Here is an 18,655-nt window from a genome sequence, read left to right as displayed (position 1 = left end):
GGCATTTCGCAGTACACGCCGCCGGAAGCGGTGACGGTGCTGGTGGAGACCGTGCATGAGGTGAGCCGCGCGATGCGCAGCGATGCTGCTTGAGAAATGCGTGGTGGCAGGATCCGGGAAGAAGAAGTTCCACGGACAACACGGAAGGATTCGTGTCTACAGTGCCTTGCCTGGACACGTTCTTTTCTTGCGTCATTGCCGGACCGCAGAGCAGGGAGGCAGGGCATGAAGGATGTCATGTTGATTGATGCCAATAAAAACGTGATGATGACGTCTGCGATGCGAGAACGGCTCGCGTCGCAAGGGTCGTAGCCGCGCCACCTGCAATCATCAAGGCGCCGGCGAGGTACAGGCCTGACAAGGAGGCGTCTGCGTTGCGAAATGAACCACTGATTTTCTTTCATCTCAAGCTGGTTGCAAAAATCAGTCTTGGCGTCGGTGCGGTCGCCGTACTCTCGCTCCTGCTTTCGCTCGCGCTGATTTCGGGCCAGGAAACCGAATCGTATGCCGCGATCATCCGCAGCAACAGCATCACGCGCGCCAACCTCGGTCCGACGATGCTGGTGATCGGCTTGATGCTGGTCGCTGTCGCCGGCGTGATTACATGGATGATTGCCTTGTACAGCAGCTTCCGCATAGCCGGGCCGCTGTATCGCTTTTCACGCAACCTCAAGCTGGCCAGCACCAGCGATTCCGCCCATCTGATCGAGCTGCGCAAAGGCGACAGGCTGCGTGAACAGGCGGGGCACATCAAGCACGCGGTGAACACCTTGCGAGAGCATTATGCCGCCGTCGAACAAGCGGCAAAGGATGCGTCCGCCGCGCTCGAACAGGGTGATGCTCAAGGCTATGCGGAAGCCGTGGCGCGACTCAAGGCACTGGATGAAAAAGCCAGTGTTTAAGCTGCTGCTCGCACTTGGGATGGTGGCCGTCCTGGCAAGCGTCAACTGGCTGCATGCGACGCTCGCGGGTAGCGGCCATACGCATTTGCAGAAGGAGGACTGTGCAAGCTGCCACTTGGGAGGCAAGAACGTGAGCGCGCAACAGGCCGGCATGCTGGCCGGCAGCCAGGAAGCCTTGTGCGGCCGCTGCCATCCCACTGCGATCAAGGTCAGCCACCCGAGCGGTTTCCAGCCGCGCAACAAACCTGCCGACGCCTATCCGCTCGACTGGAAAGGCGATCTGACCTGCAGCACTTGTCACGATGTGCACGGCAGCAGCGCGGGACTGATGCGCGGGAACAAGACCGGCAAGGATCTCTGCTTTGCCTGTCATGAGGCGGATTTCTTCAGGAAGATGCGGGATGGCGGGGCGTCCTTGATGGTCGGACATCTGAGCCGCGGCGCCGATGCCGGGGCCGTCGTGCTCGATGCCTACTCCCGCCAGTGCATGGATTGCCACAACAGAAACGTCGATCCGCGCATCCTCACCAGCATCGACCGCAACGGTATCGCGCGCCATGCCGGCAGCCGCGTCAACCATCCGGTCGGCGCGAACTACCAGAAAGCCGCTGCATTTGGCGGCTATCGTCCGCGCCGTGTGGTCGAACAAAAACTGCTGCTGCCAGATGGCATGGTGAGCTGTGTTTCCTGCCATCAGGGATACAAGAAAGACCATGGCAAGCTGGTGGTCACGACCGCCCAATCACGGCTGTGTTATGAATGTCACGACCTATGAACGCTCCTCTTCCGAAAGACCGGCGCCGCATCCTTTACGTTGACCACATCCTGCAAAAATGGATGCTGATTGCGCTTGTGATCCTGGAAACGACCCTGACGGCGCTCGCGATCTGGGGCCTGTACCGGTCGCTAGGCAATATCATCGACGAGAACATGTACCGGGTCCATTTCTCATCGGCCGACAACATGCTGCGCTCCTTCCTGATCGACGGCGCGATCATCCTCGCTGGAACGGGCGTCGTGAACCTGAGCGCGCTCATTCTCGCCGATCGTATCTGGGCATTCTATGTGCACGGCATTCTGCGCGGCCTGGATGCGGTCATGCATGCTGCAAGCACGCTTGACCTGAAGCCGCAAGCGGGCGTGAAGCGGACGCACGCGGTGCTGGACCAGGCCCTGAGGTGGCAGCGCTCCGAAGCCTTGCGCCTGCGCAGGATCCGTTACTCGGTGCGGCACTTGTCCGATCGCTTGCCGGAATCGGCCGAGGAGCGCAAAGCCGCTGCCGCGCATTTGCGCATCATCGGGGACCGGGGAAATCATGCGCTTGGTGATTGAGACGGGCCTGAATGCCGTTTTTATTCGCCTGCATCCGCACAGCGGAGTAAAGTACGGCGTCGGCGCACGAGCATAACAACGGCAACACGCAATGCAAACGAACGGCCCGGGCTTTTCCATCATCGACCTGTACGCTCCTCGCAAGAAGATCTATACGCGCGAGGTGTCCGGTCGTTATGCCAGCTGGCGCTGGGCCTGCGTGTGGCTGACGCAACTGGTGTATTACGGCCTGCCGTGGCTGAGCTGGAACGGCCGCCCGGCAGTGCTGTTCGATCTGGCCGCGCGCAAGTTCTTTGTCTTCGGCCTCGTCCTGTGGCCGCAGGATTTCATTTATCTCGCCGGCCTGCTCATCCTCTGCGCTGCGTTGCTGTTCCTGCTCAGCGCCGTTGGCGGGCGCGTGTGGTGCAGCTTCGCCTGCCCGCATACGGTCTATGCCGAAGTCTTCATGTGGATCGAACGCAAGATCGAAGGCAGCCGCAGCGCACGCATCCGGCTCGACAAGCAGGCAATTTCATTCGACAAGATCGCAAAGAAAGGCTTGAAGCACCTGGCATGGACAGCAGTGGCCTTGTGGACCGGCATTACGCTGGTTGGCTATTTCACGCCGATGTCGGTGCTGCTGAGCGAGCTGGCGCGCTTATCCGTGGGCCCATGGCAGGCGTTCTGGATCCTGTTCTACGCTGCATTCGCCTATCTCAACGCCGGCTGGCTGCGTGAGCAGATATGCAAGTTCATGTGCGCCTATGCGCGTTTCCAGAGCGTGATGTTCGACAAGGACACACTGCTCATCACCTATGATGCCGCCCGAGGCGAGCCGCGGGGCGTGCGCCGCAGCTGGCGACGCGGGGCGGTGAGTGCGCTCGGCGATTGCATCGACTGCTCGCTGTGCCTGCAGGTGTGCCCGACCGGCAGCGACATTCGCAAGGGCTTGCCGTTCGAATGCATCGACTGCGCATCCTGTATCGATGCCTGTGATTCTGTCATGGACAAGATCGGTGCCCCGCGCGGGCTGATCCGCTATTCGACCGAAAATGCGATGCAGGGCGGCCTGTCGGCGCAAGAAATCCGGCGGCGCATTGCGCGCCCGCGCGTGCTGATCTATCTCGGCATGCTCTTGCTTGGCTTTTGCGTGGTGGTTGCATCGCTGGCGCGACGGGTGCCGCTGAAAGTCGATGTCATGCTCGACCGTGCCGCAATCGGGCGCGATGTTGGTGCCGGCATGGTCGAACACGTGTACCGGCTGCAGATCATGAATACGGATGAGCGCCCGCATGCCTATCGCATCAAGGTGGGCGGCATCGATTCCATCGAGATCGCTTCCCCCGCGCAGGTCGAAGTCGACAGCGCAACGTCGCGCAGTGTCGCGGTGAGCGTACGCGCCGAGCGCAGGACGGCAGGGGCGGGAGCCGGCAGGATCCGGTTTGAGCTTGTCGCGCTCGACGACGAGCGGGTGCGGGTGACCGAAGGCGCTGCTTTCTATGTTTCGTCGAATTGATGTGAATTGACGTGGGGATATTGTTTGCTTGTTTGACATGACACTATTGACTAGTCACATTTATTCGTCAGAATGATTGCAAAGCTTATTAAGAATCATTATCATTTGTCGCGTAGGGCAAGCGGTTACGCGAACCGACCCTTTTGAAAGCCAGACATGCCAAATAACGACCATCCGATGCATCACGAGGTGGTTCACCTCGGCCAGTTGAAGAAAGGCGATCACGCGAATGTGATCGGCCTGACTGACAAAGACGGCGCCGAGCATGCGGCCATGAAGCGCCGCCTCATCGAACTTGGATTCGTTCCCGGAGAGCCGCTGCGTATCGTTGCGGAATCATTTCCTCGCCGCGACCCGATTGCCGTCCGCCTTGGCAATACCACTTTCGCCTTGCGGCGTCATGAAGCCTCGCTGGTTCACGTGGTGCGCACCAAACAACACCCACGCTGAAGCACCGAGATCATGACAAGTTCCAAACCTTTGCATCTCGCGCTGGTCGGCAATCCGAACTGCGGCAAGACGGCGCTGTTCAATCGCATGACCGGCGCCCGGCAGAAAGTCGCCAACTACGCCGGTGTCACGGTCGAACGGAAGGAAGGGCAGTTCACATCGACGAGCGGCCGTTCCTACAAGGTCATCGATCTTCCCGGCGCCTACAGCCTGAATGCCATGACGCCGGACGAGGCCATCACGCGTGATGTCCTGTTCGGCAAGCAGGCGGATGAAAAGCTGCCCGATGTGATCGTGCTGGTGGTCGATGCGACCAACCTGCGCCTGAATCTGCGCCTGGTGCTGGAAGTGCTGCGCCTGCGGCGTCCGACGGTTCTCGCGCTGAACATGATGGATGTCGCGAAGAAGCGCGGCGTGGAGATCGACACCGGAAGACTGCAGCAGGAACTCGGCATTCCCGTCATTGAAACCGTTGCCGTCAAACCCGGCGGCGCCGAAGCCTTGGTGGCGCAACTCGACAGCCTCGCCGCGAAATCGGAGAATGCCGCCGGCGTTGCCGCATCTGCCTTCAATTCCGACAATGGCGACTCGCTGGAAGAGACGCAGCGCGAAGTGCGCCGCATCCTCGATGCCGTGATCACCCATCATGGCGAAGCACACAATGCAGGCGACCGCATCGACGCGGTGGTGCTGCACCCGGTGCTCGGCTATCCGATTCTGGCGATCTTGCTGTTCCTGGTCTTCCAGGCGGTCTTCAGTTGGTCGGCTCTGCCGATGGAATGGATCAAGGCCGGCGTCGAGACGTTCGGCAAAGCCGTGTACGCCGCGATGCCCGAGGGCGTCCTGCGCAGCCTGATCGTCGACGGCGTTTTCTCCGGCGTGGGCAGCGTGCTGGTCTTCCTGCCGCAGATCCTGATCCTGTTCTTCTTCATCCTGGTGCTGGAAGATTCCGGCTATCTGCCGCGCGCGGCCTTCCTGCTGGATCGCCTGATGGGCAGCGTCGGCTTGTCGGGACGCGCCTTCATTCCCTTGCTGTCCAGCTTCGCGTGCGCGGTTCCCGGCATCATGGCGACCCGCACCATCCAGAATCCACGCGACCGGCTTGCCACCATCATGATCGCGCCGTTGATGACATGCTCGGCGCGCCTGCCGGTCTACGCGCTGATCATCGGCGCCTTTATCCCCAATCGCACCATCGGCATCTTCAACCTGCAAGGACTGGTGCTGTTTGCGCTCTACCTCGCCGGCATCGTGTCCGCGATGGCGGTTGCCTATGTGTTTAAGAGCACCTTCGGCAAGGGGCGCTACACGCCGCTGATGCTGGAACTGCCGAACTATCACTGGCCGAACCTGCGCAATCTCGCGATCGGCCTGTGGGAGCGCGCGAAAATCTTCGTTACGCGTGTCGGCACCATCATTCTTGCCATCATGATCCTGCTCTGGTTCCTGTCCAGCTTCCCCGCGCCGCCGGAGGGAGCAGTTGGGCCGGCCATCCAGTACAGCCTCGCCGGGAAACTCGGACAGTCGCTGCAGGTTCTGTTTGCGCCGATCGGCTTCAACTGGCAGATCGCGATCGCCTTGATTCCCGGCCTTGCTGCACGCGAGGTTGCGGTTGGCGCACTGGGAACCGTCTATGCGTTGTCCGCCAGCGGCGAAGAGCTCGCGACCGCATTGACGCCGATGATCGCCGCCACCTGGAGCCTGCCAACTGCGCTGTCGCTGCTGGCATGGTATGTATTCGCCCCGCAATGCATCTCCACGCTGTCCGCCGTCAAGCGCGAGACCAACTCGTGGACACCGGTGCTGGCCATGGCCGGGTACATGTTTGCGCTGGCCTATCTGGCATCGTTCGCGACCTATCAGATCAGCCGCGCCATGCTGGGAGGTGGATGATGCAGGAAGTGATTGTCGCCGCGATTGTCGTTTTCGCTGCCTGGATGGTCCTGCGGCGCTACCTGCCGAAATCGGCCAAGCGCGTGCTGCGTGTCGCCCTCGTCGGACTCATGAAACGATGCGGATTGAAGAAGGCGGCGGACCGGATCGAAAGGCGTGCGGAAGCTGCAGCGGCATCGTGTGCTGACGGATGCGGAAGCTGCGGCGGGTGTGGCCCCAAGGGCAAAGGTCCGGCGCAAACCAAGTTCGCGATCACGCCGGAAGCATTGAAGCGTACCGCTTCGCGTTAGAGCGGCTTTCCTATTAGTGCAGGGGGCGCGTTCGAGCCAGAAGGGATGCAGCGCAAGGCGCGGCGCTTGCTCAGGGTGAGCCCCTGAGCAAGCGACGCAACGCCGCGATGCGCCCTTCCGGCTCGAACCCTTCGGGCAGCCCCGGGAACCGGCCGCCTGCGGTGTTGCGTCTCCTTGCCGTAGCACCGCTACGTCGCGTCGCCGCGCCTTGCACTCGACCGGTTCGCGGGGCTGCGCGCCTCCTGCACTAATAGGAAAGCCGCTCTAATGCGCGAGATCAGCGCCTTTCCTTGAGCGCTTTGCCCGTGAACACGGATGTGACCCGGCGCACCAAAGCCTGAACCACAGGGCCTTTCGGCAGTTCGCGGCGTTGTTCTTCCTCGAATACGGCAATCGAAGGTTTGACCAGGTCGCTTCGGCTGACGACACCGACCAGCCGGTGCGAGCGGGCATCCGTGACGACTGGGATGCATTCCAGTTCATGTACCGCAAGCCTGCTGGCGATTTCCCGGCAGGTTTCCTCCGGTCGCGCAACGATCAAGGGATTGGCGCCGAAGAGATCGGCCGCCGTTTGAATGCCCGGTTTTTCCAGACCCTTTGCCAAAACCGTCCGATTGACCATCCCCAGCACCGCATCCGCTCGCACGACCGGGAAGGCGCGATGCGTTTGATGCGCGCCGAAGTGCCTTTCCAGCACCTCCGCCACCGGCGTATCCGCATCGACCGTTTCCAGCTGCGTCGTCATGACCTCGCCGACATGGTGCCGTTCCAGCGGATCGATACCATACTCGCGATAGATGTGGAATCCGCGCCGGGCAATCTTTTCCGTCAGGATGGAACGCCGCATCACAAGCACGGTAAACCCGTAAGCAACCCCGGACGCGGCCAGCAGAGGCAGTAGCGCATTGACGTCATGTGTCAGTTCAAAGGCGAACACCGTCGCCATGACAGGAGCGCGCATCATGCCGCCCAGCGTCGCGGCCATGAATACCAGCGGCCACATCAGCGGCTCGCCGCCCGGCATGATGGGAGCCATCAAGCTGCCCAGACCGGCACCCATCATCAGCAGCGGCGCCAGCACGCCGCCCGAAGTGCCGGATCCCAGGGCGATGACCCACATCAGGGCCTTGCATGCCAGGAAACCGAGCACGAAGCGCAGCGCCAGATGGTTCTGCAACAGATCGCCGATGACGTCATAGCCGACCCCCAGAGCCCGCGGCTCGAGATATCCGCCGATGCCGACGGCAAGGCCGCCCAATGCCGGCCACCACATCCAGTGCAGCGGCAATTTCGCAAACAGGTCTTCGACCTTGTACAAGCTGACGGACAAGGCCCACGAGAGCAGCCCCGCCATGATCCCGGCCAGTGCGCAGGAGACGAGCGTCAGGGGTGCTGCAGGAAGTGTCTGCAGCGGGAACAACGGGCCGCTGTCCATCGCCAGCGGACGCAGAAAACCTGCGACGGCGCACGCGATGGTGACCGGCAGCAGGCTGCGCGGGCGCAATTCAAACAGCAGCAATTCGATCGCCAGCAAGACGGCTGCCACAGGCGTATCAAAGACGGCGGTCATGCCGGCGGTTGCGCCGGCCACCAGCAAGGTTTTCCGCTCCGCACTGGTCAGATGAAAATACTGCGCGATGAGAGAACCGATCGCACCACCGGTCATGATGATCGGACCCTCGGCACCGAAAGGTCCGCCACTGCCGATCGCGATGCCGGATGACAACGGCTTGAGTACGGCCACCTTCGCCGACATGTTGCTCTTGCCGAACAGGATCGTCTCGATCGCCTCCGGTATGCCATGGCCGCGGATTTTTTCCGAGCCGAAACGGGCAATCAGGCCGATGATCAGGCCGCCGACCACAGGCACCGCGATCACCCAGAGGCCAAGGGTATGCTCCGCGGGCGAGCGAAAGGAAGCCGAGAAAGTCTGGAAGAAGAAGAGATTCGTGAAGAACCGAATCAGATAAAGCAGCAGGAATGCGGCAAGCGTGCTCACGGCCCCGATGAACATTGCCAGTACGGCAAGATGCAGCATGCGGTTGTCAGCAGCAAAATCTCGTCGTTCTTCCATCCATTGCATTTTCATTCCTCTGGTCGAATAAGCGGTGCTGCCGGAGATGTCGGCATGTATTCACCCGCATCGGGCTGAAGACGCTCGACGGGGTAGTGGTTGTGGTGGTGGAGCTTGTGCGTCCCTGGGTAAGGGACGCTGGGTCACGGATGTGCCGTGTGCTGCAAGCGGCTTCCCTGAATCTGTAGAGACGGGTTCATCAGCGATGACATTGCATTGCCGGAAATAGGCAATTCGCAAGTATATCACAATGTGATGTATTTGCTAGGGCGCCGGGCTCCGGCTCCCCGAGCCGGTCCTTGTCAGGAAGACGGAGCCGCGCTGTTCATCAATAACTGATGATAGAAGCGAATCATCTCAGCATAGTTTTTGACCGAGACGCGCTCGTTCGTGCCGTGAAAACGCGCCAGGTCCTCCGGCATCGCGCGTATCGGCGAGAAACGGTAGATGTTGTTGCTGATCTCTTCAAAATACCGCGCGTCGGTGGCGCCGATCATCAGGCCGGGCGCGACTACGGTTTCCGGAAAGATCTGGCGCACGGTGCGATGAATGGCCTTGTAGGCCGGTGCTTCGGTCTTCGACAGACGCGAGGGTTCCGAACTTTCCGGAACCGTTTGCAGCTTGATGTCATCGTTGACGATCGCTTGCTTCACATGCGCGACGATGTCGGCGATCGAATCGCCTTGCAGCAGTCGGAAGTTCACCGCCGCGCTGGCGACGCCCGGCAAGACGTTTTCCTTGTTGCCTGCATGGACGATCGTCAACGCCGTGGTCGTGCGGATCATCGCATTGGTGCTCGCTTTTTTCTCCAGCTCATGCTGCACGAGTGGCTTGAAGAGCCACAAGTTCGACAACAGTACGCGCTGAATGCCGGACATTTCCGGCGCCAGCGTATCGAACATCTCCTGCGCTGCGCCGCGAATGCCCGCCGGCATCTGCCTGTCTTCGATCCTGGCCAAAGCGGCGCTCATCATGCCGATGGCGGTTTTGTCCGGCGGCATGGAGGAGTGCCCGGGCTTGGCCGACAGGTTCAGCAGCACGGTGGTATAGCCTTTTTCAGCAATACCGATCAGGGCGAGCGGTTTGTCCAGGCCCTTGGTCAGACCTTGTGTGATCACCAGGCCTTCGTCCAGTATGTAATCCAGCCGCACGCCACGCGCCTTCAGCAGTGCGGCAATCGCCTTGGCGCCGCGTTCTCCGCGCGCTTCCTCGTCATGGCCGAAGGACAGGTAAATCGTTCGTTTCGGCCGGAATCCCTGCGCCGCGAGCGTCTCGACCGCTTCCATGATCGAGAACAGATTCCCCTTGTCATCCCAGGCGCCGCGTCCCCAGATGAAGCCGTCTTTCACCTCTCCGGAAAACGGTTCGACCTGCCAGTCGCCCTCGGTATCGGGCGCAATCGGCACCACGTCCTGATGCGCCATCAGCATGACAGGCAGTGCATTCGGATCGGTACCTTGCCACGTGTACAGCAAGCTGTACCCAGCGATGATTTCGCGCTTGAGCACGGAATGCGCATGCGGATAGCTGTGCTGGAGGTGTTCATGGAGCTTGCGGAATTCCTCGGCATTCTGGTCCGGCGCCAGGTCATTCGAGACGGTCCGCATGCGGACTGCGGCGGCAAGCCGGGCAGCGGCAGCGTTTTCGTCTATCCGCAGCGGTGCGATCGGATTGACCTGCAGCTGCCTGGATTCCTTGCTCACGGTGTTGAAAATCACCGCTGCGAGCAGCAGGAATACGGGCACCAGCGCAAGGAGGATCCAGCGTCGCATGCGCGTTGTATCATGGTGTTTCTTCGGGGGCATCGGGCACTCCGGTTATCAGGGTGCGGATAGATTGGCAAAGCGGATGGAAGAGCGCATTAACCTAGGTTCAAATCCGGCAGGTGACGATGAGGGCGGGGCCTGCGCCGCCTGCATGCCTGAATTCGACATGCTGCTCTCGCAGTCGCCCGCGCTCGCGGCGGGCTGGGAGCGCGCACCACGGCGCGCGCTCAAGCCCGGCCAGGCGCTGGTGACAATCGGGCAGCGGGTAAGGCAGGTCTGGCGCGTCGAATCCGGATTGTTCCGCTTGTATTACCTCTCGCCGGACGGACGGGAGCGCAATCGTTCCTTCCATGCGGAGGGAAAGTGGCTGGGTGCAGGCGTTCCTCCCGGCGAGACCGACAGTCCCTATGCAATCGAAGCGCTGGAACCTGCCATGGTAGTTGAAGTGGCGTACACCGCATTGGAGATGTGGGGCCGCGAGCATCCGGCCGTGAGCCCTGCGATACAGGACGTGCTGGCAAAAATCTTCCTGCGCCAAAGCCAGCGCGAGGCCGAATTGCTGCTGCTTGACGCGACCTCACGCTATTCGGCGTTCCTCGACTATTACGGGCAGCTTGCGCAACGCATTCCCTTGCACCATGTCGCGAGCTATCTCGGCATCACCAATGTGGCGCTGTCCCGAATCCGCCGTGGCATGAAGACAAGCTGAGCTAGAGCGGCTTTCATATTAGTGCAGGGGGCGCGTTCGAGCCAGAAGGGATGCAGCGCAAGGCGCGGCGCGCCGCTCAGGGTGAGCCCCTGAGCAAGCGACGCAACGCCGCGATGCGCCCTTCCGGCTCGAACCCTTCGGGCAGCCCCGGGAACCGGCCGCCTGCGGTGTTGCGTCTCCTTGCCGTAGCACCGCTACGTCGCGTCGCCGCGCCTTGCACTCGACCGGTTCGCGGGGCTGCGCGCCCCCTGCACTAATATGAAAGCCGCTCTAGATACTCCACATAAACCACATCCCCGCTAGCAGTGCACCGACGCTGCTCATCACCGCAGCCGTTCGCATCGTGTGCAATTGCGTCCACAGCAACAGGCCGGTCAGCGACAACAGGATCAGGCTGCCCGCGATGGTATCCATCAGCACCACCCAGAACACATTCACGCCGACCGACATATGCAGCCGTGTCAGCGTGCCGATCGGCGTCGCATCGATCTGATCGAGCTTGACGAAGCGATTGCCGAGGTAATACTCCGCGCTGATGCCGCGCTCGGGCCGGTTGAGCATGACCGTCCAGCGTTCGGGCTGCATCAGCTCACGGTCTGCCCAGCTCACCGTGGCGGCTGCCTGTGTCTTCAGAATGGCCGGTGCGACCGGCGCGAATCCGAGTTCCGCTTGCAGCCACACCGACATTTCTTCCGGACTGGCAAAGGCATTCTCCGGCACCGGGAAATGCACCGTGTGCTGCACGACTTTCGCCACGGGCAGTTTCAGGATCGCGCGATGATTCATCACGATTCCGGTGACACCGAACATCAGGCCGAGCGCCGCGCCCCACAGCCCGACATACAGATGGGTCTTGCGCAGCCAGGTGAGAAATACCGCGCGGCGGCTACGCTTGCGGACAGCGGAGGTCCGGAGCGAAGGCGCGGTATCCAGTGTACGGGCAAAGGCTTCCGTGCTCATCGACGCGCTCCGTTCAGAATTTGTAGCGCGCGGTCAGTTGCACCGCACGCGGCGCACCGGGCAGGTTCAGATTCGCGCTGCTGCCGTGTCCCGCGACGATGTACTTGCGGTCGAACAGGTTCGTGAGATTCAGCGTCAGATCGACTTTGCCCGCGCGGTAATAGCCCATCGCATCGACCGTGGTGTAGGCCGGCAGGGTGACGGTGTTGCCCGGATTGGCGAAGCGGTCGGCGACGTAATTCACGCCGGCGCCGGCGCCGAAGCCGCTGCCCAATGCCTTGGTGAGCCACAGGTTGGCGCTATGCGTCGGGGTGAGCGTTGGCCGCTTGCCCTGCACCGTCTGTCCGGCATCGCGCGCCGGCGAGGAGGTCATGCGTGCATCGAGGTAGGCGTAGCCGGACCAGATTTGCCAGCCATGCGGCAGCTCGCCGGTGAAGGTCAGCTCCAGTCCGTCCGTGCGCTGCACGCCGAGCGGTACCAGCGTGTTGGTGGCCGGGTCGGTTGCCTTGATGTTGGTCCGCTCCAGGCGGAACAGCGACGCGGTCGCGGATGCCTTGCCATCAAGGAAATCGAACTTCGCGCCGATTTCCTTGTTGGTGGTTTCTTCGGGCGCGATCTGGGCATTGTTCGCCGCTAGCGCGAAGCTCTCTCCGGAAGGTTGAAATGACTTGCTGAACGATACGTAATACGACTGCGCTTCCGTCGGCTGGAATACCAGGCCGGCGCGCGGGCTCCACGCGCGGTCCGTACGACTCAGGTTCGGCTGGCCGGCGCGGCGTTCGCGGGTTTCCTGTTCGAAGTTGTCGTAACGCACACCCACCAGCGCTTTCCACTTTTCCGACAGGCTTGCAAGATCCTGCACATACGCGCTCGCGGTGGTCATGATGCCGAGATTGTCGGTCGATGGCGCGGCGGTCACATTGAACGGCAGAACCGGCAAGACCGGATTGAACAGGTCGACGGTCGCGATATTGTTCTGCGAACGAAACAGCTGATCCTTGTTCTGCTTGCCGAATTCCACGCCGTACAGGATCTGGTGCGGCATGCCGGCGATGTTCGCTTTCTGCACCAGTTCGGTCTGATTGAAATAGCCGTCTTCATCGCGCCGCACATTGCTGCGGTTGAGAGACGCCGTCAATGCCGCTTCGTTCACCGACCCGACCAGCGTGTTGTTGCGGTCGAGTGAATATTCATAGTGACGGAATGCGTTGCGCAGCGACAGCGAATCGCTGAAGCGGTGGTCGAGCGTAAAGCCAAGAGCGGTGACTTGCGCTTGCGAGTAGTCGAGATCCTTCGCATTGGCGCTGCCGTAGTAGGCGCTGGCAGGCACGTCGACCGGGCGGCCGCGATAGGCCGGCACGCCGAAGTCGGTGACGCGCCGGTCGGACAGGTATTCGCCCTGGACCAGCAATTTCGTGTCCCTGCCCAGCTTGACCAAGAGAGAAGGCGAGAGCGCCTCGCGGTCGAGGAACTGCTGGCTGCGATAGCTGTCGGCACGCTCGATGGCACCGGTCACGCGAAATGCCGCGCCCTGGTCGTCGTACTTGCGCGCGAGATCGAATTCGCCGCGGCGTTGCGCCCAGCTGCCGAAAGTGAGGCTGACTTCATTCTTGTCGATGCCGGGCTTCTTCGAAATCCGGTTGATCAGGCCGCCGGATGATCCGCGCCCGTAGAGCACCGAGGCCGGCCCCTTGATTACTTCCACTTGCTCGATATTCGACAGGTCGCGGAAATACAGCGCATCGTCACGCAGGCCGTCGATGAACTGGTCGCCGATTGCGCTGAAGCCGCGGATCGTCACTTGATCGCGCTGACCATCGCCATGCGACAGGCCGATGCCCGGCACCGACTTCATCACATCCTGCATCGAGCGCACGCCCTGGTCGCGCAGCAGGGTTTGTGGCACGACGTTCACCGTTTGCGGAATGTCGCGCAGCGGCGCTTCGATCTTGGTCGCGGTGGACGTTGTGGGCGGATTGTAGGTCGGCGGTAGTTCGCGGCTGCTCTTGACGCTCACCTCCGGCAGGTCGGCGTCGGGTTGGGCGGCGCTGGTTTGCGCGAAGGCCGGCATGGAAAATTGTTGTACTGCGAGCGCAACCAGGAGCGCCAGCTTGGTTTTTTTGAGAGACATGATCTTGAAAGAATGTAAAAGGCTGGCTGGCTGTCGTATTGCGCGATGCGTGGCTGGCGAAGGGTTGGAAAAATTAGTTGTCCTGGGGATCGGTGATGAAGCCGATTTTGCCGAGGCCGCCCGATTGCGCCGCAGCCATCACCTGCGCCACTTTTTCATAGGGCGTCGTGCGTTCCGCGCGCAGATGCAACTCTGGTTGCGGCGTCTTTTGCGCGGCGTCGGCGATGCGCGTTTTCAGCTGGCCTGCATTGACCAAGTCCGCATTCCAGTAGACCTTGCCGTCCGCATCGATGGCGAGGTTGAAGTTGTCGGGTTTCGCTTCGTCGGGCTGATTCACCGCGCGCGGCAAATCGATCTTCACGCTATGGTTCATCACGGGAATGGTGATGATGAAGATGATCAGCAGCACCAGCATCACATCGACCAGCGGCGTGGTGTTGATCTCCGGATTGAAGTCGTCTTCCGAATCGGAAAGGGATCCCATTGCCATCATGCACCCCTGACCGCCACGAGCTTGCTGCTCCCGGCGCTTTCCTGGTTGGCGAGCTCGGTGCGCGCGCCGGTGACGAACAGCGCATGCAGGTCGAAGCCGAATTTGTTGAGCTTGGCGATGACGGCCTTGTTGCCGCGCACCAGCGCGTTATAGCCGAATGTCGCGGGAATCGCGACCGCCAGGCCGAGCGCGGTCATGATCAATGCCTCGCCGACCGGGCCTGCGACTTTGTCGATGCTGGCCTGGCCCATGGTTCCGATCGACACCAATGCGTGATAAATGCCCCATACCGTGCCGAACAAGCCGACGAAGGGCGCGCTCGAACCGACCGATGCCAGCACGGCCATGCCGGTCTGCAGTTTGCCCGATGCTTCGTCGATGGCCTGGCGCAGCGACAGGGTGACCCAGTCGCTGACGGATAATTGATCGTGCAGGTGTCCCTTGTGCGCAGTGTGATGGCGCATGGCGCCGACGCCGGCCTGCGCGATGTCGGCAAACGGGTTGTCCTTGCCAAGTGTCGTCAGACCTTCGTTGACACTGGTCGTGTCCCAGAAATGGTGGCCTGCCGCCTTGCCGGCACGACCGTAGCGCCACAATTGCAGTGCCTTGGTGACGATCACATACCACGACGCGATCGACATGGAGATCAGGAGAAGGGCGACGCCTTTGGTAACGAAGTCACCTTGCATCCACAGGGTTTCCAGGCCGTACGGGCTTGATTGCATGATGGGGTCCTCTTAATTGTCCAGTTGAAATCTGATGGGAATGATGGCGTACGCCGCCACGGCCTTGCCGTCGTCAAGGAAAGGCTTGAACAGCGCGCGCAAGACCGCCTGACGCGCCGCCTCGTCGAGACGCGCCGAGCCGGAGCTCTTTTGCACCTCGACGCGCTCGGGGCGGCCTTTCTCATTGACCAGCACGCGAAGAATCGTCTTGCCTTGCTCGCCCATGCGGCGCGCGATGGGCGGGTACTCGGGCTGCGGCGCTTGCAAGTATTCGATGCCGGTCGTGATCGTTCTTGGCATCGCAGGGGCTGCGGGTGAAGGCGGCGCTGTAATTGCGGGTGCTGCTGGTTCGGCGGGTGCCGGCGCTGCGGGCGGAGTCGCGGGCGCGGCAATCGCCTGCGGGGAGGGAGTCGTATTCACCACGGGTACGTCCGGACGCGGCCGGGTGACCGGCTTTTTCACGACCGGCACCGTCCTGGGCGCCGCTTGCGGCTTCGGTGGCTGGTGCGCCGGCTCTGGCGCGATGAAGGAGGCGACGACTTCCCTCGGTAGTACTGCCGCAGCCTGCCTCAGCAATCCACTCTGCAGTGCATAAAAGAAGCCGACATGCAGGAGCAGGATGACGCCAAGCGGGGCGAGGCGCTTGAGCTGCCTTGCGGCGGCCGTCATTTCCCGTTCGCGCGGTGTGAAAAGTGGCGTGCGGTTCGCAGCGGGCAATAGGTGAATCATCCAATCGGTAGCCATGAATAGTCCTGTGGTGTCAGGCGTTTTTCTGGCTGGCTACCGAGAGCAAAGGAAGGCTCGGATGGCTGGCTGGGTTGCGTCGTCGATCGTTCCCGCGACGCTCCGAATCGCTGTCAAGGCGATAGGGAGTGCGACAAGTTCATCGATGCACTTAAATGAGAACGATTCTTATTTGCGATTATTGCGGATCTCGACTGGAATTGCAATCTCTTTTCACAATTTTGTCGGCAGCCTCACGCGGATCCAAGCAGCAATCGGGTTGCCGCGCCGAGATCCGTTGTGCTGGCGGCGTCAGGGAAGCTCATGCGCACCCGCACCCCATTACGCGCAATATCGACGCCGTAGCGGTCTATGCCAAGCAGACGCACGTCCGGGGACAGCGCATCGGCAAGCTCCGCAATGATGCTCGCTTCCTCCGAGAGCGATAGCGTCTTCACATCAGTCCAGTCGCTTTCCTCGATCCAGCCCATCTGCGCGAAACCGCCGATATAGCGGACACGCTTCGGCACGAGCGCATGGAAGGAAAAGTCGCCCAGCGCGAGATACTGCTCCGCCTGCGGCTGATAGCGCACGAAGCGCGCGATCAGCTCCGGCCTTGGGTCCAGACCGATCGCATCGCCGACGATGGTCATGCGCGCTGCGTCCAGCACATCCTGACCAGTCGGATCGGTAACGAGGAAACTGGCACGTGGATCGGCGACCAGGTTTCTGGTGTGCTCCGCCAGCGCGCTCAACAGGAATACCGGGCGATGGAGTTCATCCGGTACAAAAGGCAGAGCCGTGGCGAATGGATAACCCGGCATTTGCGAAGCATGGGTCGCGAGCGCACCGGACTCGGCACGATGGAGCAGATGGATGGCGATGGCGGGCGTGGGCTTCATGGGGGCTCCGTGCGGGGAACGATAAGCAATGATACGTGCTTCCGAAAGAGTTGATACGCCTGCTGCTCGACAGGCATACTGTACGGAAACAAGAGGAAAATTCATCCCTCATGAAGGAGAACAATCATGATTTCGATGCGTCGTCAGTTCATCGCGCTTGCCATGGCGCTCGGCGCGGCGATCCTGCCGCTTCGCGGCATCGGCGAGACGCCACCGTCGACGATCGGCATAGTGATCATGCACGGCAAGAGCGGTTCGCCGTCGAAGCACATGGGCAGTCTCGAGCGCTCTTTGGAAGGAAAAGGCTATCTCGTCGCGAACCTAGAGATGCCGTGGTCGGGACGACGCCAGTATGACGTGGACGTCGGCGCGGGCGAACGAGAAGTCGAATCGGCGCTCGAAGCGCTGCGCAGCAAGGGCGCCCGGAAACTGTTTGTCGCGGGACACAGTCAGGGCGGCGTGTTCGCGCTCTACTTCGGCAGCAAGCATGCGCTCGACGGCGTGATTGCGATTGCGCCGGGCGGCGACGTTGGTAGCACGGTATTCCGGAGAGAGCTTGGCGAGTCGGTTGAACTGGCGCGCAAAATGATCTCCGAGGGGAAGGGGAGCGAAACGGCACGTTTCTTCGATACGGAGGGTTCCAAGGGAACGTTTCCGGTTGTCTGTACAGCGTCTGCCTATCTGAGCTGGTTCGATCCCGAGGGTGCCATGGCAATGAAAACCTCGGTCAGGAACATGCGTCCCCAGACGCCGGTTTTGTTTATTTCGCCAAAGGACGATTACCCGGGCTTGCTCAAGTTCCGAAAGCCGACCTTTGACACGCTGCCTCCTCATCCGCTCAACGAATTCGTCGAATTGAATTCGAACCACATGGGGGCACCGTCGCTATCGGGTGAGGTGATCGCGCGGTGGATTTCGGAAGTGGACAGCAGGGCGAAGTGAATGCACGATTTTCATGACGAATCGGGGCCCGCCCGCAGCCCCGCTCCGAAGCGATAGTTGCGGAGCTAATCGGTCCGCTTTTCGCCGCGGCGTACCCAAACGCCGCGCTCTTCGCAATGCAGCAACTCGCTGCCGCTCAGCACATATTGGCCAATGGGATAGGACGCATTGTTGAAATAGCAGGCGCCTGCCTCGAGTTCCATGTCGAGCGAAACTTCCTCGTACTCGTCGAAGATGGGGGATGTCTTGAGTACGGGATCCGGGGCACCGACCTGGACCAGGTGATCGCTCATTTCTGCCTCCTGATAAGCGTGGGATGCGGACCTGCGCAAACAGATGCGGCACGCGGCGATCACGCGGCTGAATTGCCGGGAATTCCTGATAAAAGCGATTCAGCGGCGCGCCGGCGGGCTTATTCCCTGGGCGGCGCTTCCTGGATCTCGATACCTTCCACCTGCGGTATGCCTCGTTGCGGATGCTGCCTGACGATCTGCTTCAAGGCATCGTCCTGGCGGGCGCCACGGGGACCGCCCTGCTGGACTTCGAATTCCGTTGCGTCGACCGGCTCCGGCGCCTTGAACTCTTCCTTGAACTCTTCTCCGAAGAGTTCGGTTTCGGCTGCAAGCCAATCGTCAAGATCATGCCCTGGCGCAAAGCCACGTCGTGCAGATTGAAAATAGGCGGCCTCCCGGATCATCTGCTCGCGTTGCGCAGGAGTGATATCTCCCTGCAAAAATGCGCCGGAGCGATCTCTTGGAGTAAGCGATACATTTGTCGTATTAGCCATTCCTGCCTCGCCCTTTATTGAACGATGGGAATAGGCCCCGGCGAGGGGCCCAAACAATACTGATCATAGCAATGGGGCGTC

General features: G+C 61.3%; 19 protein-coding genes. 9 read left to right on the top strand and 10 right to left on the bottom strand.

Features of this window, described 5'->3' with window-relative positions; translation table 11 throughout:
* Positions 1 to 374: 374 nt before the first annotated feature.
* The 7 genes from E6W33_RS22485 to E6W33_RS22455 all read left to right on the top strand — a co-directional run bounded on the left by E6W33_RS22485 (position 375) and on the right by E6W33_RS22455 (position 6,362).
* Complete coding sequence (locus tag E6W33_RS22485) at positions 375 to 902, top strand: hypothetical protein (RefSeq protein ID WP_136419601.1); 528 nt, start codon at positions 375 to 377, stop codon at positions 900 to 902.
* The gene (locus tag E6W33_RS22480) at positions 895 to 1,677 is read left to right on the top strand and encodes a cytochrome c3 family protein (protein ID WP_168798721.1); all 783 of its coding nucleotides are present in this window, start codon (positions 895 to 897) and stop codon (positions 1,675 to 1,677) included. Before E6W33_RS22485 ends, E6W33_RS22480 begins: the two co-directional genes overlap by 8 nt.
* Positions 1,674 to 2,234: a hypothetical protein gene (locus tag E6W33_RS22475; RefSeq protein ID WP_136419600.1), complete on the top strand. Its 561-nt coding sequence runs from the start codon at positions 1,674 to 1,676 to the stop codon at positions 2,232 to 2,234. Before E6W33_RS22480 ends, E6W33_RS22475 begins: the two co-directional genes overlap by 4 nt.
* Before the next feature lie 91 nt (positions 2,235 to 2,325).
* Entirely contained in the window at positions 2,326 to 3,729 is a 1,404-nt protein-coding gene (ccoG, locus tag E6W33_RS22470; RefSeq protein ID WP_136419599.1) for a cytochrome c oxidase accessory protein CcoG, read from the top strand.
* A gap of 156 nt (positions 3,730 to 3,885) precedes the next feature.
* A complete protein-coding gene (locus E6W33_RS22465; protein ID WP_136419598.1) occupies positions 3,886 to 4,179 on the top strand; it encodes a FeoA family protein in 294 nt (97 codons plus the stop codon).
* 12 nt (positions 4,180 to 4,191) lie between these two features.
* Positions 4,192 to 6,072, top strand: coding sequence for a ferrous iron transport protein B (gene feoB, locus E6W33_RS22460; RefSeq protein WP_136419597.1), 1,881 nt, complete (start codon positions 4,192 to 4,194; stop codon positions 6,070 to 6,072).
* Positions 6,069 to 6,362 carry a DUF6587 family protein gene (locus E6W33_RS22455; protein WP_136419596.1) on the top strand — a complete coding sequence of 98 codons (294 nt, stop codon included), beginning with the start codon at positions 6,069 to 6,071 and terminating at the stop codon, positions 6,360 to 6,362. The genes feoB and E6W33_RS22455 overlap by 4 nt, the downstream gene beginning before the upstream one ends.
* Before the next feature lie 277 nt (positions 6,363 to 6,639).
* Here E6W33_RS22455 and E6W33_RS22450 read toward each other — a convergent pair whose 3' ends face one another.
* Together E6W33_RS22450 and E6W33_RS22445 are read right to left on the bottom strand one after the other, a co-directional pair.
* Positions 6,640 to 8,445, bottom strand: coding sequence for a chloride channel protein (locus tag E6W33_RS22450; RefSeq protein ID WP_136419595.1), 1,806 nt, complete (start codon positions 8,443 to 8,445; stop codon positions 6,640 to 6,642).
* A 293-nt stretch (positions 8,446 to 8,738) separates the two neighbouring features.
* Complete coding sequence (locus tag E6W33_RS22445; protein ID WP_136419594.1) at positions 8,739 to 10,208, bottom strand: M20 family peptidase; 1,470 nt, start codon at positions 10,206 to 10,208, stop codon at positions 8,739 to 8,741.
* 145 nt (positions 10,209 to 10,353) lie between these two features.
* Here E6W33_RS22445 and E6W33_RS22440 point away from each other — a divergent pair, with 145 nt between their 5' ends.
* Positions 10,354 to 10,911 carry a Crp/Fnr family transcriptional regulator gene (locus E6W33_RS22440; RefSeq protein WP_168798720.1) on the top strand — a complete coding sequence of 186 codons (558 nt, stop codon included), beginning with the start codon at positions 10,354 to 10,356 and terminating at the stop codon, positions 10,909 to 10,911.
* A 270-nt stretch (positions 10,912 to 11,181) separates the two neighbouring features.
* Here E6W33_RS22440 and E6W33_RS22435 read toward each other — a convergent pair whose 3' ends face one another.
* From E6W33_RS22435 to E6W33_RS22410, 6 genes are all read right to left on the bottom strand, one after another.
* Positions 11,182 to 11,871 (bottom strand): PepSY-associated TM helix domain-containing protein, encoded by a 690-nt coding sequence (locus E6W33_RS22435; RefSeq protein WP_136419592.1) that lies wholly within the window; start codon positions 11,869 to 11,871, stop codon positions 11,182 to 11,184.
* Positions 11,872 to 11,884: 13 nt separating this feature from the next.
* A complete protein-coding gene (locus E6W33_RS22430) occupies positions 11,885 to 14,002 on the bottom strand; it encodes a TonB-dependent siderophore receptor (RefSeq protein WP_136419591.1) in 2,118 nt (705 codons plus the stop codon).
* Between the two features lie 73 nt (positions 14,003 to 14,075).
* Positions 14,076 to 14,492 carry a biopolymer transporter ExbD gene (locus E6W33_RS22425; protein WP_136419613.1) on the bottom strand — a complete coding sequence of 139 codons (417 nt, stop codon included), beginning with the start codon at positions 14,490 to 14,492 and terminating at the stop codon, positions 14,076 to 14,078.
* Positions 14,492 to 15,220 carry a MotA/TolQ/ExbB proton channel family protein gene (locus E6W33_RS22420; protein ID WP_136419590.1) on the bottom strand — a complete coding sequence of 243 codons (729 nt, stop codon included), beginning with the start codon at positions 15,218 to 15,220 and terminating at the stop codon, positions 14,492 to 14,494. The genes E6W33_RS22425 and E6W33_RS22420 overlap by 1 nt, the downstream gene beginning before the upstream one ends.
* Before the next feature lie 12 nt (positions 15,221 to 15,232).
* Positions 15,233 to 15,964 carry a TonB family protein gene (locus E6W33_RS22415; protein WP_348983172.1) on the bottom strand — a complete coding sequence of 244 codons (732 nt, stop codon included), beginning with the start codon at positions 15,962 to 15,964 and terminating at the stop codon, positions 15,233 to 15,235.
* Positions 15,965 to 16,197: 233 nt separating this feature from the next.
* Positions 16,198 to 16,845, bottom strand: coding sequence for a pyridoxamine 5'-phosphate oxidase family protein (locus tag E6W33_RS22410; protein WP_136419589.1), 648 nt, complete (start codon positions 16,843 to 16,845; stop codon positions 16,198 to 16,200).
* A 126-nt stretch (positions 16,846 to 16,971) separates the two neighbouring features.
* On the opposite strand from E6W33_RS22410, the gene E6W33_RS22405 reads away from it, so the two are divergent.
* Positions 16,972 to 17,787, top strand: coding sequence for an alpha/beta hydrolase (locus tag E6W33_RS22405; RefSeq protein ID WP_136419588.1), 816 nt, complete (start codon positions 16,972 to 16,974; stop codon positions 17,785 to 17,787).
* Positions 17,788 to 17,852: 65 nt separating this feature from the next.
* Here E6W33_RS22405 and E6W33_RS22400 read toward each other — a convergent pair whose 3' ends face one another.
* Both E6W33_RS22400 and E6W33_RS22395 read right to left on the bottom strand, forming a co-directional pair.
* Positions 17,853 to 18,080, bottom strand: a complete 228-nt coding sequence (locus E6W33_RS22400) for a hypothetical protein (RefSeq protein WP_136419587.1) — start codon at positions 18,078 to 18,080, stop codon at positions 17,853 to 17,855.
* A gap of 119 nt (positions 18,081 to 18,199) precedes the next feature.
* Complete coding sequence (locus E6W33_RS22395) at positions 18,200 to 18,574, bottom strand: DUF2934 domain-containing protein (protein WP_136419586.1); 375 nt, start codon at positions 18,572 to 18,574, stop codon at positions 18,200 to 18,202.
* Positions 18,575 to 18,655 lie beyond the last annotated feature (81 nt).

The organism is Herbaspirillum sp. ST 5-3, assembly GCF_004804275.1.
Taxonomy (GTDB): Bacteria; Pseudomonadota; Gammaproteobacteria; order Burkholderiales; family Burkholderiaceae_D; genus Noviherbaspirillum.
Note: the sequence above shows the minus strand (reverse complement) of the source record. Positions and strands in the feature narration are given on the sequence as shown.